The organism is Sphingobium psychrophilum, assembly GCF_012927105.1.
Lineage (GTDB): Bacteria > Pseudomonadota > Alphaproteobacteria > Sphingomonadales > Sphingomonadaceae > Sphingobium > Sphingobium psychrophilum.
In genome coordinates this window covers 45,073-61,086 of sequence record NZ_JABBFV010000011.1, presented here as the reverse complement: position 1 = coordinate 61,086, position 16,014 = coordinate 45,073, and the positions used below count along the sequence as shown (strand labels likewise).

Sequence of the window (16,014 nt, the reverse complement as noted above, 5' to 3'; positions counted from 1 at the left end):
TCATTCTTCCTGAAACTGAAAAGGCATGGTTTCCCGGCCGCCGAGCCGGAGCTGGTGTTTGCCGGAGCGCTGATGCGCCACCGCGCAGCGCTCAAACTGCTTGCGCACCCATGAATGGCGCAGACTGCTCACAACATGCGTATTGATACGGATGGCAGTGCCGCACACTTATACCAGGCAATCACGTCGCTTCCGGCATCAGCTCGGCCCCCTACTCCGATACCGCCCTGGTTCGGCCGCGTGCGCGTGCCCCGGCCGCCAGCTCAACCACCTCGGCGGTGATTTCCTCCTGACGCGTCAGCCGTTCCTCGCGTTCAAGTGCCTGGAGTCTGGCGTCGATATTGGTTTTCGCGGCCGCCATCGTCGCCATGCGAGCCTCGTTTTCAGCGGCGAAGGCCTCGGTGGCCGCTTCGCACAGCTGGGCGAAGACATATTCCTGGGCCAAGCGCTCGACGAGGTCGCTTGCCGGCAGATTGATCAGGGGTATCGACCCAACTGGCTCCGGCGGAAACATATCGGGATCGAGCGGCAAAAGGCTGCGGCGGACGACCGACGCACCATGCCCTGCCGTCCAGACCGGATAGATCATTGCGACCGGGACCGCGCCGGCCACGGCCACATAATCGTAGAGGGCGCCAAGCAGTTCGGTTGCCATATTGGCAAGCGCAGCGGCGCGACTGGGAAGGCTGGTGGCCCAAGCGACGGGCAGTGACCGCTCGGCAGCAAGCGCGGCGGCACGGTCGCCGACGAGGAAGAAGTGCGCCGCTTGGGAATCGCTCGCAGCGGCGTTCAAGACCTGCTCTGGAAAGGCGCCCGCGAACCCCTGCTCTGCGCCGAAGACGATAAGACCTGTCTTGCCCTTTGCGCTGTTCAGCGGCGGTGCCGCAGGTCCTGTCTGTAGCTGCCGCGCCTTCCCAATCGCATGACCCGCCGTCGCGGCATAGGCGCGGATCGCGGGCAACAACGCGCGGCCCTGCTGGGCACGGGCGCCGGCGATGCCGCGCATCGCATTGACCACCGCACCGAGTTGCCGCACAGTGGCGATCCGTCGCCCGACAGTGGCCAGACGATCGCTCATGTCGCGGCGCCAGCGCTGGAACTGGCGATCATCCGTTGCACGGCCGCCAACAATGCGGCCCGCAACGTCGCATCCATTGTCCCCTTATCCTCGACCTGCCCTGTGAGCTCGGCGGCGTTGGCATCGAGCCATGACGGCAGCGTCGCGCGGATCGCAGTGATGTCGGGGATCGCCAGGGCATCCAGGAGGCCCTCCGTGAGCGCGATTGCCAGCGCCACCTGATCGACGACCCGCAGAGGCTGGAAGCGCGGCTGGGAGAGTAATGCGCGCAGCCGCCTGCCACGCTCGATCTGGGCCTTCACGCGCGGCTCTGGCTGCTCGCCGAAGCGGGTGAACATCTCGAGTTCGAGGAACTGGGCATAGTCGAGCCGCATCGTGCCGCTCGCGTCCCGCAGCGCCCGGGCCTGCGTCTTGCCGCCCACGCGGCTGACGCTGGTGCCGACATCGACCGCGGGTTTGTGGCCTTCGGCGAACAACCGGGTGTCGAGCACGATCTGCCCGTCGGTGATCGAGATCAGGTTGGTCGGGATATAGGCGCTGACATTGCCGGCATCGGTCTCCGCGATCGGCAGCGCCGTGAGCGAACCGCCGCCCTTTTCGGGCGACATGCGGGCGGCGCGCTCCAGCAGCCGCGAATGGAGGTAGAAAACGTCGCCTGGATAGGCCTCGCGTCCCGGCGGCTGGCCGGTCAGCAGCGCGATCTCGCGGTGCGTGGCGGCATGCCTGGTGAGGTCGTCGAGCACAACGAGCGCATGGCCGCCCTGATCGCGGAAATATTCCGCCATGGTGAACGCGGCAAACGGCGCGATCCATTGCAACCCCGGTGCGGAAGCCGGGCTCGCGACCACGAAGATGCAGCGTTCCGGCGCGCCATGGCGGCGCACCTGATCGATCACGCGCGCGACACTGGAGGATTTCTGGCCGATCGCGACATAGATGCATATCATGTCGCTCGACCGCTGGTTGATGATCGCATCGACGGCGAGCGCGGTCTTGCCGGTCGCGCGGTCGCCCAGGATCAGCTCGCGCTGGCCGCGGCCGAGCGCGAACATCGCGTCGATGACCAATATCCCGGTCTGCACCGGCTGAACGACGAGGTCGCGATCGATGATCGACGGCGCGGGGCGCTCCACCGACTCGAACCGCTCGGCGACGATCGCCGCCCCGCCATCGAGTGGTCGGCCGAGTGGATCGACGATACGGCCGAGCAGTCCTCGCCCCACCGGCGTGCGCACCACTGCGCCGGTGCCCGAGACGATGTCCCCCGCCTCGATGCTGTCAGCATCCTCAAGCATCACGCAGCCGATGCGATCGCGGTCGAGCGTTTGTACGAAGCCCGCCTGACCTCCGGCAAACTGCAGCAATTCGTCGAGCCGTGCCTCCGCCAAACCCGAGACCAGCGCTACGCCATCGCCGATTGATTCGACGCGGCCGATCTGGCGGACCTGTGCGCCGATTTCCGCCGCGGCCACGCGCGTCGCGGCCCGGGCAAGCCATTCATCCGCGGAGCCCGGCATGATCGTCCTCCTTGAGTGCCGCCAGCTGCGTGTCGAGATCGGCTCGCCAGCTGTTACGGACGAGCATGTGCGGTCCATGGAGCTCGAACCCGGCAATCAGCGCGGGATCGACGGTGAAGTTCGGTGCTGCAAGCCCCGGCAGTGCCTCTTCGAGCTTTTGCACGCATCGCGCTTGGGTCTCCCCATCGAGCGCGGCCGGCGTCACGATGGCGAGAGGAGTGTCACCGGCCAGGGCTCGGCGTTCCTCGACCGGCAAGCGTTCGACCCGTTCGAGCAGGGCAGTGAACATCATATCGGTGGTGCCCGCGGCCGGTAGCCGGCGCAGCAACGCAGACGCCATCTGGCCCGCGAGCACGGCCGCGTTTTCCTCTAGCTGTGTCGCCATGCCCTTTTGCGCGTCCTCGACAGAAGCAAGCGCCTGCTTCGCTTTTGCATCGGTCTCGATCGTGGCCGCATCAAGGAGGCGGCTGCGTTCGGCCTCTATGCTGGCCAGCAAAGCTGACCGGCGTGCCTCTCCATCGGCGGCGAAGGCGTCGGTCTGCGCCTTAAGATCCGCTTCCAGCTTGAGCGCAGCTGCCTTTGCAGACTCCGCATCGGCGAGCAGCTGGTCCATAGCCGTCTGGCGCGCGGTGATAGCCCCCATCACCGGACGAAAAAGGAAGCGTGCGAGCAGCCAGACGAGGATGACGACGTTGATCGCCTGCAGCGCCAGCGTCCACCAGTCGATACGCATGTCAAGCGAAGGGATTGGCGAAGAGCAGCAGCAGCGCGATCACGAGACAATAGATCGCCATCGTCTCGATCATGGCCAGGCCCACGAACAGGGTGCGCGAGACGGTGTTCGCCGCCTCAGGCTGGCGAGCGATCGCATCCATCGCTGCGGCGACCGCCTTGCCTTGGGCGAGTGCCGGCGCGATCGCGCCGATGGCGATGGCGAACGCCGCGCCGAGGATGCTGACGATGTGGATCCAGTTCATGAAGAGACCTCGTGGTTCGGCGCTTTCGGGGATGGGTTCGCTTCGCTGATGGCGCTGCCGATAAAGACCATTGCGAGCGCGCCGAAGATGTAGGCCTGGACGGCTCCGGTCAGCATCTCGAGCGCCATCAGCGGGATCGGTACGAGCAACCCGGCAAGGCTCAGCACGACGCCGATCATGAACACGCCGCTCATGACATTGCCGAACAGGCGCACCATCAAGGAGAAGCTGCGGGTGAACAGCTCAACGAGATTGAGCGGCACGAGCAGGATCGACGGCTGCGCGAAACTGCGCAGATAACCGCGCGCGCCAAGCGCCCGGACACCGAACCAGAGCGTCGCGCCGAACACGATCAAGGCCAGCGCCGCATCGGTTTCGAGGGCCGCCGTAGGCGGTTCGACGCCGGGCAAGAGCGATGACCAGTTTGCGACGAGCAGGAAGATGAAGAGCGTCCCGATCAGGGGCAGATAGGGCCGTGGCTCAGCGTCCATCGTCTCGCGAATCTGGCGCGCGATCACTTCGACCACCAGTTCCAGCGCCGCCTGGGTCCTGGTGGGACGAAGGCCGAGCCGCCGGGTCAGAAGCCAACAACCGATCGTCAGCACCGCCATGATGCCCCATGTCGTGACGACCGGCTGGCTGATCGGAACCGGTCCGATCGTGAACAGGATATGGCTTTCGAGCGGAGAGGCGAACTTCACGACACCGCTTTCAGTCGGTGCAGCACGACCTGTCGCGCCGCCATGAACCCGGCCGCAGCCGCGAGTAGGTCCACCCAGCCCTGCCTTGCGGCAACGAGCAGCACGCCGAGCGTCAGAAGCATCCGACCGAGCCGCAGGCCGAGCGACAGCATAATCGATCCGCCATGGACGAGCAGGTCAGCATCCTTCGCGATAGCCAGGTAATGTGCTGTTCCGGCAGCGGCGCCGAGCAGCAGAAACAGGAGGACGGCCCAGGGCGTCATTGCCGCCCGATCCACTTCCAGGCCGACCAGCAGCCGAGGCTCACGCCAAGGATCAGCAGCGGCGCGGTCCAGAAGATACCGCTGGACAGCCGATGGTCGAGCCAGCGGCCGATCGCGAGCGCAATTAACGCCGGCACGACGACCTGCCAGCCAAGCACGCCGATCTGGCCGAAATTGCGCGCAAAGGAGGGCAATCCCCGCGCCCTGCGTCGACGTTCAGCGCGCTGTTTGACCGCGTCCACGAGCCGTTCCTGCTCGGGTGGCAGATCCTGGGTCATAGACCGATCTCCGCCGGCACGCCCTGCAGCGCCTCGACCATGCGCCGGATCGCGCGCATGCGCAGCCGCGTCGCGGCGGTGCGACCGCTGCGTTCGGCATCGCCGCGCTCACGGTAACCCCTAAGCACTACCGTCTCGAGTTCGTCGAGATCATCGCCGACATGCGCCTCGCGCGTCGCGATCGAGACGTCATTGCCGCCACTCACCGTCAGAATGCCGTTGCGCACCGCGCAGTAGCCGGCGCGCCCGTCCATGTCGCGCCAGGAGACGACCGAGATATCGAGCGCGGTCAGGAAATCGGCGTGACCGTTCAGGATCCCAAAGCTGCCCGTCGCATCCTCGGCGCGGATTGCGGCGACCTCCCGGTCGACCATGATCGCGGTGGGATCAGTGATGCGCAGCCTCATGGCTTGGGCCCCACCTTGCCGCGCGCCTCTTCCAGGTCTCCGACCATATAGAAGGCACTTTCGTGCCAGTCGTCGGTCTCGCCACCGAGGATAGCGCGCACGCCATCGAGTGTGGCGTGGAGCGGCACCGATCGTCCGGGCTGGCCTGTAAAAGCCTGTGTTACGACAAAAGGCTGCGTCAGGAAGCGCTGGAGTCGGCGGGCACGGCCAACGATCAGCCGATCCTCCTGTCCCAGCTCCTCCATGCCGAGCAGCGCGATGATGTCCTGCAGCTCGCGATAATGAGCGATCGTCTCGCGGACCTTTTGGGCCAGCGCATAATGGTCCTCGCCCACGACCAGCGGATCGAGCAGGATCGAGGTGGAGGCAAGCGGATCGATCGCCGGGTACATGCCCTCCGCGGCCATCGTGCGTGACAGGAGCACATTGCTGTCGAGATGCGCCGAGATCGCCGTCACGGCCGGATCGGTGAAATCATCCGCAGGCACATAGACCGCTTCGATCGCGGTCACCGATGCGCCCGCGACCGAGGCGATCCGCTCCTGGAGCGCCGCGACTTCGCTCGCGAGCGTCGGCTGATAGCCGACCCGCGACGGCATCCGCCCTAAGAGCCCCGAAACTTCGCTGCCCGCCTGGACGAAGCGGAAGACATTATCCATCAACAGCAGCACATTGCGTTTCTGCTCGTCGCGAAAATATTCGGCGATGGTAAGCGCGGTCAGACCGACCCGCCAGCGCGCGCCCGGCGGCTCGTTCATCTGTCCGAAGACCAGCACGGTCTTCGCGATCACGCCGGAAGTGCGCATGTCGGTGAGCAGTTCATGCCCTTCGCGCGAGCGCTCGCCGATACCAGCAAACACCGACACGCCCTCGTAACGTGCGACCATTGCGTTGATCAGTTCCATCACCAGCACGGTTTTGCCGACCCCGGCGCCACCGAACATCGCCGCCTTGCCGCCCTGCGCGAGGGGCGCAAGCAGATCGATCACCTTGATCCCGGTCTCGAACATCGTCGTCGCTGTGCTCTGGGCATCGAGTGGCGGCGGTTGGCGATGGATTGGGCGAAGCGGAACGTCCACTGGAAGCGCCGCCCCGCCGTCGCCGATGACGCCGGTGGCATCGAGCAGGCGGCCCAGAACCGCATCGCCGACCGGGACCATGATCGCTGCACCCGTGGCCTCGACGTGGGCGCCGCGCGCGAGTCCGCTGGTGGTCTGGAGTGCGACCGCTCGCACGGTGCGCGCATCGACATGGCTCTGCACCTCGGCGATGTGCTTCCCTGTTGGGGTTACGATGCACAGCGCATCGTTGACCGGCGGAAGCGAGCCGGCGGCAAATTCCACGTCGAGCACGGGACCGCGGATCGCGCAAACGCGTCCGCTCGCCTTATCGATGTCGGGTGCCGCGCTGCTCATCTCAAGCTTCTCATGACGGGAGCTAAAGCGAGATCGGGCGGCATCGATATGCGGGACTATACGGATGCTCGTCTCTGCGCCGCGGCTTCGCCGGATCGCTAATGCAATCCGGTCTGGCGAAGTCCGATGTATCCCGACTTTCAGGACGCCAGTTTCGCTGTTCTGTCCGGCTCACGCCTCGCCAGTGGCGCACCTGTCGCAGTCCTGCGGCGAATCGTCGGCGGCCATCAGCAGAACAGGCGCGAACCCACCACCGGCGGTGCGCATATTGGTGGTTTGGCCCTGATATAGTCGCGCTGCGGCAACAAGCGGCTCCCCATCATAGGTGTAGAGACGAACGTCGATCTTGCGCTTAACCGTCTCTCCATCCAGCCGGATGATCCGCTCGCTTGGTCGCACATAGGCTTGGGCGACATAGTCGCTCTCCAGGATCTCGGCCCACACCGATTTCGTCAGCTTGTCGCCACGATAGGCCGCTTTGCTCCCATACCCTCCGGCCGGCTTGAAGAAGAATTGCCTGCGGCCCGCCCAAAGCCGCTCGGCGGAAGCCTTGTCGACCCGTTCGGTTGCCGGAATCCCGGCAACAAGCGTGTCGACAATTGCCGGGTCGAAACCCCATTCCCGCAGCTGCGCGGTGTCGGACAGCAGGGTGAGATTGCGCTTGTCGGCGAATTTCGCGTGGACATGGGGATTGGGCGTTACGACCACCGAGCCGTCGAGATATGCCGCTCGCAATGCCGAGTGCTCGGGTCGATCGAGCGAGAAATCGACGAGCCGGTTGTAGATGAGATCCACATTCCGGTCCCCATAGCGAAGAGTGCCGGACGCATAGGCGAATTCAGAAGGATCGGCGATGCAGACGCTATGGCCGGCCCGCTCCAGCAAATGGCGGGTCAACAGAAACTCGGGAAACAGATATTGCGATACGGGATCGTCATCGACGATGGCGATGGAGACCGGTTCGCCGCTGCCGCGTTGATAGCGCCATTCCTTCGAGAACATGGCCGCGACCACGGACTCAAACGGATCTGCGCGAAGAAAATCTGTCGGCTCGGAAGGACAGCAGACTCGTTGTGCCCGCGCGAGCACGGCATTCAACATTGCTCCTCCTGCATTGGTATTTATTTCGATCAGGGCCGGGCCGCGCTCGCTCAGATGGAAGTCATAGCCCATTAAGACGCCGTGCGGACCAAAGTCCTGTCGGGCACTTACTGGCGCCCAGGCCATGGTGGCTGCCAGATAATCCGGGTGGCGGGCGACCGTCTCGATCGCGGCGATGATGCGCTGCATCCCGGCGAGTTGGGACACATTGATGAACACCGCGACGTCCGAGAATAGATGCGGACGCGTTTCCAGATATGACGCTCGCATTGCCAGATCGCCCGTCTCCCGGACGAGTGCGTCGCTCAGGGCGGCGCGATCCAAGGTTACGCAAACGCATTCCGAACGTCCGTTCTGGAGGTCTGAGACTCGGGCTTCCTCTAGGCTCGGCACGCTATCGAGCTTCCCTGGAATAGAAACTGGACCCAGAACATAGCCTGATCCTTCTTTGGCTCATGCAAATTTCATTTCACGTGAGCGGCAACGACTTCGCCCGCCGCGTGATGACGCAAGAGGCTCGCTCACGGCGCGATCAGCCCCTGTTCTCGGGCGGCATCGTCATAAAGGAAGGCGGTGTTGGGATCAGGGTGGCCATAGCGATCAGAATCCGTTTCTCCCAGCCGGGTCAGCAGATCCCTGATCAGCGCGAGGCGTGCCTGGTGCTTGTCGTCCCCGCGAACCACCGTCCAGGGTGCCGCGATGCTGTGCGTGCGGGCGAGCATTGCATCGCGCGCCTTGCTGTAGGCCTTCCAGCGCTTGTTCGCCTGGTCGTCGATCGGGCTGATCTTCCACTGTTTGAGCGGATCCTCGCGTCGGGCGGTCAGGCGTTTCTTCTGTTCCGCCCTCGAGATATCGAGATAATATTTTACCAGCGTGACCCCGCAATGTTCGAGCAACTGCTCGAACATTGGGACGGTCGTCAGAAACTCCTCATATTCCTTGTCGGTGCAAAAGCCCATCACGCGCTCCACGCCGGCGCGATTGTACCAGCTACGATTGAACAGGACGATCTCGCCGGTAGCCGGCAGATGAGGGACCCAGCGCTGGAAATACCACGACCCGCGATCGTGATCCGATGGGGGGCCGAGTGCCACCACCCGGGTTTCGCGCGGGCTCAGATGCTCGACGACACGCTTTATCGTGCCGTCTTTGCCGGCTGCGTCGCGCCCTTCGACGATGACCAGCACCTTGCGGCCATCCTCGATGATTCCCCGCTGCAGGGCGGTGAGCCCGATCTGGAGCGCGCGCAACTGCTCGGCGTAACGGGGTTCGTTCTTCGCCTTCACCACCGGTTCTTTCTCCTGTCGGCAATCATGCACACCAAGATAGCGGGCCGCGAGGGCCGGGGTCGCACTCGTGGGCCGGTCTCAAACAGCGGCACCAACGGCATTGTGCTCCACCGCTGAGGCCCGACTCATGCCGCCCCGACTGATACCCGCCAGCCGGGTCCGCTTCAGCAGCAGCGCGTTGACCGCGACGAGTGCGGAGCTGCCCGACATAGCCAGCGCAGCGACCTCGGGGCTCAGCAGCACCGGATAGAGCACACCCGCCGCGAGTGGAAAGGCGATCACATTGTAGCCGACTGCCCACCACAGATTCTGGTGCATCTTGCGAAGCGTGGCGCGTGAGAGCGCTATGGCACCGACAATATCATAGGGGTCGCTCTTCATCAGGACGACATCGGCGCTTTCCATCGCGACGTCGGTGCCCGCCCCGATCGCAAATCCTACGTCGGCCTGGGTAAGCGCGGGGGCATCGTTGACCCCGTCACCGACCATGCCGACACGCTGGCCCTGGGCCTGCAGCTCCTTGACCTTCTCCGCCTTTTGACCGGGAAGCACATCGGCAAGGACGATGTCGATGCCAAGCTCATCGGCGATTCGCTTGGCCGTGCCGGCGTTGTCGCCGGTAATCATCGCGACCTTGACGCCGCGCTCCCGAAGCGCCGCGACGGTCGCCTTCGCGGTTGGCCGCGCCGCATCCGCTATGGCGATCAACCCGAGAATCTCGCCGCCGCGCGCAACATGGACAACGGTGCGCCCCGCCCCTTTCAGGCGCTCGCCAGGTTCCTCGAGGGCTCCCAGCGCTACTTTTCCTTCATCCATGAGACGCCGGTTGCCAAGCACCACGGTTGCGCCCTCGACCTGGGCGCTGGCGCCCTTCCCCTCTATATTGGCAAAATCGCGCGTCTCGGGAAGGGTGATACCGGATGCACCTTCGAGGACCGCCAGCGCAAGCGGGTGGTCGGAGTTGCGCTCGATCGCACCGGCGATGCGAAGCACCTCGTCCCGGGTGATGCCTTCCGCTGTCACTACTTCGACAACATTGGGCCGGCCCATGGTGAGGGTCCCCGTCTTGTCGAACACGATGACGTCAAGCTTGGTCGCATCCTCGAGCGCGCTGGCATTCTTGAACAGGATGCCGTTCATCGCGCCAAGGCCGGTACCGACCATTATCGCCATTGGCGTGGCAAGGCCAAGGGCGTCCGGGCAGGCGATCACGAAAACGGTTATCGTCATGGTCAGCGCAAACAGCAATGTCCCACCCAGAATCCAGTACCAGATGGCGAACGTCGCGAGACCGATCAGAATTGCCGCGAGCACCAGCCACTGCGATGCCCGGTCGGCGAGCAGCTGTGCCGGCGCCTTCGAGTTCTGCGCTTCCTGGACGAGCTTGACGATCTGGGCGAGCGCGGTGTCGGCGCCAACCTTGGTCGCGCGATAGCGGAAGCTACCGCTGCGGTTGATCGTCGCGCCGATCACGGTGTCGCCGGCCGCCTTCGACACCGGCATCGATTCGCCCGTGAGCATCGACTCATCGACCTCAGATTTGCCTTCGAGGATTTCGCCGTCGACGGGAATCTTGTTGCCCGGCCGGATCAGCACAACATCGCCGGCCAGCACCTCGGCGGTCGGCACTTCGACGTCCTTTCCGTCGCGCTGCACGGTCGCCATGGGCGGCGCCAGATCCATGAGCGCGCGGATTGCCTGGGACGCGCCGGCGCGAGCGCGCATCTCCAGCCAATGGCCGAGCAGAATGAAGATGAGCAGGACCGCGGAAGCCTCGTAAAATTGCTGGCCCTTGAACAGGAATGTCGACGCCACGCTGAACAGATAACCGGTGCCGACGCTCAACAGGACGAGCACCGCCATATTCAGCACACCGTTCCGAAGCGCGCGGATCGCGGCGACCACGAAGGGCCAGACCGGATAGAGGATCGCGGCGCTGGCAAGCAGGAACAGGGTCAGGTCGAGACTGAGTCCGAACATCGGTTTCAGAAGGGGATGGTCCAGACCCATTGGCGACAGCGCAAAGATCGGCAGGCCAAAAACGAGGCTGACGATAAACCTGTTGCGCATGTCGCGCGCCATAGCCGCCATGTCCTTGCCGTCGCCATGGCCCATCTCGTGCGCCATGGCGTCGTGTTCGGCCGTCACCGGCTTGCGATCGGGAGCAACCGATCTTGCGGCGACACCATCGGAACGATGATCGGGAGGATGCGTCGCGTCGGGCAAGACAGAGGACTGGGTTGTGCTTCCGATCACGCACACGTGCCGCGGGACGAGCCGGCCGCCGCAATGGAAACCGCATGCCGCGATCTGCTCCTCTATCGCGGTTTCGCTGGTGCGCGCTTCATCAAAGCTGACGGTGACGCTGTCGGAGGCGGCGTTCGCGGAGACCTGCGTCACGCCGGGAACCCGCAGCAACTGCTTTTCGACGCCGAGATGGTCGAGCGATTCGAATGATCCACGCAGATCGAAGGTGGACGTCTTCAAGGCAGGTCTCCGAAATCGAGGCAAGCCGCCGCCGACGTGTCGGCAGCCATAGATGCGCCCGCCGCCAAGGCCTGCGCGTGTCGGCCGGTCATCCCGGCTGACCTATTGCCGCCGATCACCCATGAAGCGCAGCAGGAACAGGAACAGGTTGAGGAAGTCGAGATAGAGCGTCAGCGCTCCCATCACGACCGCCTTACCGCGAAACTCGGTACCGGCCACATCGAAGTAGACGCTCTTGATCTTTTGCGTGTCGAAGGCAGTCAGGCCCGCAAACAGAAGCACGCCGATCGCGCTGACGATGAGATCCAAAGTGGACGACCGCAGGAACATGTTGACGACCATGGCGATGAGCAGGCCGACGACGCCCATGATCAGGAAGGTCCCGAACGCCGACAGGTTCCTCTTGGTTGTATAGCCCCACAGGCTCAAACCTCCGAAGGCTGCGGCCGTAACGAAGAATGTGCGCGCGACACTCACGCCGGTATAGGCGAGGAGGATGGTCGACAGCGATACGCCCATCAGGATCGCATAGGTCCAGAACAGTGCCTTGACGGTGCTCTCGGACAGCCGATTGATCCCGAAGCTTAGCGTAAAGACCAGGGCGAGCGGTGCGAAGACCGCTATCCATCCGAGCAGCGTCGGAGTGCCGCTCGCGGCGAAAAACACGGCGCGTATGGCGGCGCTGTTCGCAACCAACATCGCGACGATCCCGGTCAACAACAGACCGCTGGCCATGTAGTTGTAGACTGCGAGCATATATGTTCGCAGTCCCACATCAAAGGCGACCGCGGGGATTGCCGGATTCCTGCCAGCGGTAAGCGGCGATGTGGTCGGTTTCAGCGGATCTGCCATGGCCAGTGCTCCTTCTCGGTGTCGCGGTTTCAAGCTTCAGTCATTTCGGCGAGGCGACCGGCACGTACGTGCAGCCGCGCCGGCCTATACGCCACGCCCCGATGCCGGGCGGACGGCTGAGCGGTTCCCCTGGGATTTGCGCCGGTCCGGCTGGCAGGGAATTCATCGCTGATCCGCTCCTGCGTCACGCTTCGCCCCGAGCAGGCGCGCGAGGTGGGGCACGAACGGTGGAACGGTCTTTGCGTAGCGCCGATAGGCATCATCAAATTCGGCGAGAGCCTCACGCTCCTCGGTCCGCGCCAACCGCAAATACATGACGACGAGGACCGGAAACATCGCAAGCGTCAGGATCGTCGGCCACTGCAGCAGGAACCCGAACATCACCAGAATGAACCCGATATATTGCGGGTGCCGCACATAGGAATAGATCCCCTGGGTCGCGAGCTCGTGGACCTTCTGCGCGTCGTACAGCGCCTTCCAACCCGTCGAGATCAAGATGAACCCGCCGCCGATCAGGATAAAGCTCATGATATGGAATGGCCCGGCATGCGGGTTCGCCCGCCAGCCGAAGAGCATCTCGAGCAGATGCCCGGCATCATGCGAGAACCAGTCGATATTGGGATAATGGCTCTGCAGCCACCCGGACAGGACATAGAGAGTCAATGGGAAGCCGTACATTTCCACGAACAGCGCAACCAGGAAGGCGCTGAACGCGCTGAACGATCGCCAGTCCCGAGTGGTTCGCGGCTTGAAGAAACTGTAGGCGAACAGGATGAAGACCGCTGCATTGACGACGACGAGGCCCCACAGACCATAGGCTTGCGCATGGCCCGTCACTGGCCCTGACCCTCCCGGGGCGAACGACCGGCCCCCGGCTGCGGTGTTCCATCGTGACCATGCCCATGTCCGTGATGCATGAAGAGGTGCATCAGGGGACACGACAGCAGCAGCAGAAAGGGCAGCGCGCCAAGTACATGCGCGCGATGCTCCGTGAACAGCAGCACGAAACCGAGCGCAAGAAAGCCTATCATCACGATGCCCGCGCGCGACGTCAGGAAATTCTTTTTCCCAGTATGTGCCGGTCGTTGCCGTTCCATGATCACGTTTCCTTGAATATAGAACTCGTTAAAAATTGCTGATTGCTCACTTGCGCTGCGCCGTCCTAGGGACGCTGCCAATGACCGATCCAATTGTGGAATGCGGCGAAGAGACCTCCCACGGCTGCGCCGAAGACGATCGACCAGCACAACCCCGCCCCAAGCGCGACGAACGATCCCGGCGGAGCTGTCGTGAACATCGTCACGAACATGTGTGACCCGATCGGACCGAACAAAGTCGCCGCGAGCCAGCAAAGCACGAAGACAGTGGAAAGAGCGGCAGCGCTGCTCGCGGCACATCGTATCACACTGAGCTTGCTTGCATCGGTCATGACGGCTTCCTTTCCCCCCAAATTTGGGCCGGATCGAAGACAGCCACTATACGTATTCCACCCAAGGCTCGGTCGCTCGACCCTGGTCGATGCTGCCGTCAGCGGGAGGCCATCGCCAATGCCACGGTCCTTGGTGTGACGCCCATGAACCGCCGCATCGTACGAGAGAGATGCGCCTGGTCGCTGAACCCCGCATCCGCTGCGGCTGCCACAAGGGGCGCGCCCGCGCCAAGTGATCGCAGGCCCTGCTCGAGCATGAACCATAGCCGCCAGTGTGAGAGCGGTGCGCCCAACTGCTCCGCGGCAAGCGCACGCAACCGCGGTTCAGAGAGTCCGACAGCGCGCGCGATTTCACCTAGATCGGCTATGTCCACTCGTGCGTCCTTCAGGCGCCGCAATGCCTCGCAAAGGCGCGCGTCGATCGGCGGTGTCGGGCAGGCCGCTGCAAGCTCGTAAAGCGTTCCAGCGAGGTCATCGGAGCTGCGCAACTGCTCGGATAGCGCTGCCGGTGGCGACGCCGCGTCCTTACCGTCCCCAAGCCTGGACCAGGCAATACCCAGCGGGCTGAAGGATCGCGCATAGATCACCCTCGCATGCGTCGCGGTGGGACGAACCGCGTGAAGCGCGCCTGCGCGCACCAGCACGGCAGGTCCAGTCAACGAACCTGCGATCGTCTCGACATGGATCGGCTCGGACAGTCCGACGATCATCTGCGCGGCGAGATGGCGATGGGGTCGGGTGTCGCCGCAACGACCCTCGAACCACGCCCATCCGTCGCCCAGGCGGACATGGCCGGTCCACAAATCGCCATAGCTTGGCATCGGAGCTTACTCCCGTCGCGAAACTGAAGATGCAAGCGAAAGGTTCAAGACTCGGGGTGCTGCGATCGCCATGAAGCACATGGAGGCATAACGGTGAATGACAGTCCAACCTTCGTCCCCGCACTCGGGCTGTCTGGCCTGACGGGCGACTATGACCGGGTGATTGCGGTCATGACCCGCGAGCGTCGGTGGCGCAGCGCATTGCTCGAGTCGATTGCACCCGAGGCGGGCGATGTCATCGTCGATGTGGGCGCCGGCACGGGCTCGCAGCTGATCGCGATCAAACAGGCTGTCCCCACGGCACGCGTGATCGGGGTCGATCCGGATCCTGCCGCTCTCGCGCTGGCGCGGCAAAAGGCACAAACGGCCGGCGTAGAAAGCGAGTGGGTTCGAGGTTTCGGCGACCAGGTCGACGTCCTGGTCGGCACGATCGCCAACAAGATCGTGTCGAGCCTCGTGCTGCATCAATGCGACCTGCCGGTGAAATCGGCCATCCTTCGGGCCATGGCACGAACGCTTTGCCCAGGTGGCCTCGTGGCGATTGCCGATTACGGACTTCAGCGTACCTTGTTGATGCGAACGCTGTTTCGTCAGGTGCAGGCGCTCGACGGCTGGGAGCGCACCGGGCTCAACGCAAAGGGCATCCTGCCGGAGCTCATCGCCGACGCCGGCTTCGAAAATGTCGCCGAAGTTCGCGTCGTCCAGACGCCGACCGGCTCGATCTCGCTCTATACCGGGCGCAAGCCGTTCTGACACCGGGCGGCAAGACGAGACCAACACCCACCCGGCGATGGCTTCGGAATCAGCGAAGCGTCGATGCCTGCGATCAACTGTGGTGCGCAAAGACGCGACGCCCTTCGGGGCCAAAGGCGATGACATCGTAAGGCTGGCCCTTCATGCCTGCCATCTCCATGCCCGGCGATCCCATCGGCATCCCCGCAACGGCGAGCCCGGTGACGCCTTTGGGATGCTGGGCCAGCACGCGCTTCATGTCGGAGATCGGAACATGGCCCTCAAAGGTCATCCCGTCGATGGTGGCGGTATGACAAGAAGCCAGGTCTGAGGGCACGCCGGCACGCCTGCTCAAGCCGGCGCGGCCGGCATCGTCGATGATCTGCACCTGCCGGCCGAACTGCGCGCGTACCTGCGCCGCCCATTTCTCACAGCAACCGCAGCCAGGATCGCGGTGAACCACAATCGGGTTCGCCGCCATCGCTGCGACCGGAACGGCAAGTGCCAAAGCGGCGGCGAGGGTACGGATGCTGATCATGGTAGCTCCTTCGATTTCATGCAGGCGCGTTGCCGGTCGAGCCGATAGCACCACTCTTGCGACACTATATTGCGGGCAAGAAGCGCCTTCACCTGGTCAATTTCCTGTCTCTGGGACCGAATAAACTCA

At 63.9% G+C, this 16,014-nt stretch carries 20 protein-coding genes; 1 reads left to right on the top strand and 19 read right to left on the bottom strand.

The genetic code is table 11. The features are described from left to right. The 18 genes from HHL08_RS25950 to HHL08_RS15405 all read right to left on the bottom strand — a co-directional run bounded on the left by HHL08_RS25950 (position 1) and on the right by HHL08_RS15405 (position 14,615). Positions 1-132: a hypothetical protein gene (locus HHL08_RS25950; protein ID WP_024018192.1), complete on the bottom strand. Its 132-nt coding sequence runs from the start codon at positions 130-132 to the stop codon at positions 1-3. Between the two features lie 79 nt (positions 133-211). Further along, positions 212-1,078 (bottom strand): F0F1 ATP synthase subunit gamma, encoded by an 867-nt coding sequence (locus tag HHL08_RS15485; RefSeq protein WP_024018191.1) that lies wholly within the window; start codon positions 1,076-1,078, stop codon positions 212-214. Further along, on the bottom strand, positions 1,075-2,595 hold the full coding sequence (locus HHL08_RS15480; protein WP_024018190.1) for a F0F1 ATP synthase subunit alpha: 1,521 nt from the start codon (positions 2,593-2,595) through the stop codon (positions 1,075-1,077). The genes HHL08_RS15485 and HHL08_RS15480 overlap by 4 nt, the downstream gene beginning before the upstream one ends. Next, positions 2,576-3,328 (bottom strand): F0F1 ATP synthase subunit B family protein, encoded by a 753-nt coding sequence (locus HHL08_RS15475; RefSeq protein ID WP_024018189.1) that lies wholly within the window; start codon positions 3,326-3,328, stop codon positions 2,576-2,578. The genes HHL08_RS15480 and HHL08_RS15475 overlap by 20 nt, the downstream gene beginning before the upstream one ends. 1 nt (position 3,329) lies before the next feature. Further along, positions 3,330-3,572 (bottom strand): F0F1 ATP synthase subunit C, encoded by a 243-nt coding sequence (locus tag HHL08_RS15470; protein ID WP_010405656.1) that lies wholly within the window; start codon positions 3,570-3,572, stop codon positions 3,330-3,332. Further along, positions 3,569-4,273: a F0F1 ATP synthase subunit A gene (locus HHL08_RS15465; RefSeq protein WP_024018188.1), complete on the bottom strand. Its 705-nt coding sequence runs from the start codon at positions 4,271-4,273 to the stop codon at positions 3,569-3,571. The genes HHL08_RS15470 and HHL08_RS15465 overlap by 4 nt, the downstream gene beginning before the upstream one ends. Continuing rightward, positions 4,270-4,536 carry an N-ATPase subunit AtpR gene (locus HHL08_RS15460; RefSeq protein WP_024018187.1) on the bottom strand — a complete coding sequence of 89 codons (267 nt, stop codon included), beginning with the start codon at positions 4,534-4,536 and terminating at the stop codon, positions 4,270-4,272. The genes HHL08_RS15465 and HHL08_RS15460 overlap by 4 nt, the downstream gene beginning before the upstream one ends. Then, on the bottom strand, positions 4,533-4,814 hold the full coding sequence (locus tag HHL08_RS15455) for an AtpZ/AtpI family protein (protein WP_024018186.1): 282 nt from the start codon (positions 4,812-4,814) through the stop codon (positions 4,533-4,535). The genes HHL08_RS15460 and HHL08_RS15455 overlap by 4 nt, the downstream gene beginning before the upstream one ends. Continuing rightward, positions 4,811-5,221 carry a F0F1 ATP synthase subunit epsilon gene (locus HHL08_RS15450; protein WP_024018185.1) on the bottom strand — a complete coding sequence of 137 codons (411 nt, stop codon included), beginning with the start codon at positions 5,219-5,221 and terminating at the stop codon, positions 4,811-4,813. Before HHL08_RS15450 ends, HHL08_RS15455 begins: the two co-directional genes overlap by 4 nt. Further along, complete coding sequence (gene atpD, locus HHL08_RS15445; protein WP_024018184.1) at positions 5,218-6,636, bottom strand: F0F1 ATP synthase subunit beta; 1,419 nt, start codon at positions 6,634-6,636, stop codon at positions 5,218-5,220. The genes HHL08_RS15450 and atpD overlap by 4 nt, the downstream gene beginning before the upstream one ends. A 171-nt stretch (positions 6,637-6,807) precedes the next feature. Next, on the bottom strand, positions 6,808-8,061 hold the full coding sequence (locus HHL08_RS15440; protein ID WP_235955078.1) for an ATP-grasp domain-containing protein: 1,254 nt from the start codon (positions 8,059-8,061) through the stop codon (positions 6,808-6,810). A gap of 197 nt (positions 8,062-8,258) precedes the next feature. Continuing rightward, positions 8,259-9,026, bottom strand: coding sequence for a polyphosphate kinase 2 (gene ppk2 / locus HHL08_RS15435; RefSeq protein WP_024018182.1), 768 nt, complete (start codon positions 9,024-9,026; stop codon positions 8,259-8,261). Positions 9,027-9,104: 78 nt separating this feature from the next. Beyond that, positions 9,105-11,513: a heavy metal translocating P-type ATPase gene (locus tag HHL08_RS15430; protein ID WP_024018181.1), complete on the bottom strand. Its 2,409-nt coding sequence runs from the start codon at positions 11,511-11,513 to the stop codon at positions 9,105-9,107. A 102-nt stretch (positions 11,514-11,615) separates the two neighbouring features. Further along, positions 11,616-12,365, bottom strand: coding sequence for a Bax inhibitor-1/YccA family protein (locus HHL08_RS15425; RefSeq protein ID WP_024018180.1), 750 nt, complete (start codon positions 12,363-12,365; stop codon positions 11,616-11,618). 162 nt (positions 12,366-12,527) lie between these two features. Continuing rightward, entirely contained in the window at positions 12,528-13,202 is a 675-nt protein-coding gene (locus tag HHL08_RS15420) for a methyltransferase family protein (protein WP_024018179.1), read from the bottom strand. Continuing rightward, positions 13,199-13,462: a DUF2933 domain-containing protein gene (locus HHL08_RS15415; RefSeq protein ID WP_024018178.1), complete on the bottom strand. Its 264-nt coding sequence runs from the start codon at positions 13,460-13,462 to the stop codon at positions 13,199-13,201. The genes HHL08_RS15420 and HHL08_RS15415 overlap by 4 nt, the downstream gene beginning before the upstream one ends. 65 nt (positions 13,463-13,527) lie before the next feature. Next, entirely contained in the window at positions 13,528-13,794 is a 267-nt protein-coding gene (locus HHL08_RS15410) for a hypothetical protein (RefSeq protein WP_024018177.1), read from the bottom strand. Positions 13,795-13,892: 98 nt separating this feature from the next. Then, on the bottom strand, positions 13,893-14,615 hold the full coding sequence (locus HHL08_RS15405; RefSeq protein ID WP_169574008.1) for a helix-turn-helix domain-containing protein: 723 nt from the start codon (positions 14,613-14,615) through the stop codon (positions 13,893-13,895). A 93-nt stretch (positions 14,616-14,708) separates the two neighbouring features. Here HHL08_RS15405 and HHL08_RS15400 point away from each other — a divergent pair, with 93 nt between their 5' ends. Further along, positions 14,709-15,368: a class I SAM-dependent methyltransferase gene (locus HHL08_RS15400; protein WP_024018175.1), complete on the top strand. Its 660-nt coding sequence runs from the start codon at positions 14,709-14,711 to the stop codon at positions 15,366-15,368. 73 nt (positions 15,369-15,441) lie between these two features. On the opposite strand, the gene HHL08_RS15395 is transcribed toward HHL08_RS15400, so the two are convergent. Then, positions 15,442-15,885 carry a DUF411 domain-containing protein gene (locus HHL08_RS15395; RefSeq protein WP_024018174.1) on the bottom strand — a complete coding sequence of 148 codons (444 nt, stop codon included), beginning with the start codon at positions 15,883-15,885 and terminating at the stop codon, positions 15,442-15,444. Positions 15,886-16,014 lie beyond the last annotated feature (129 nt).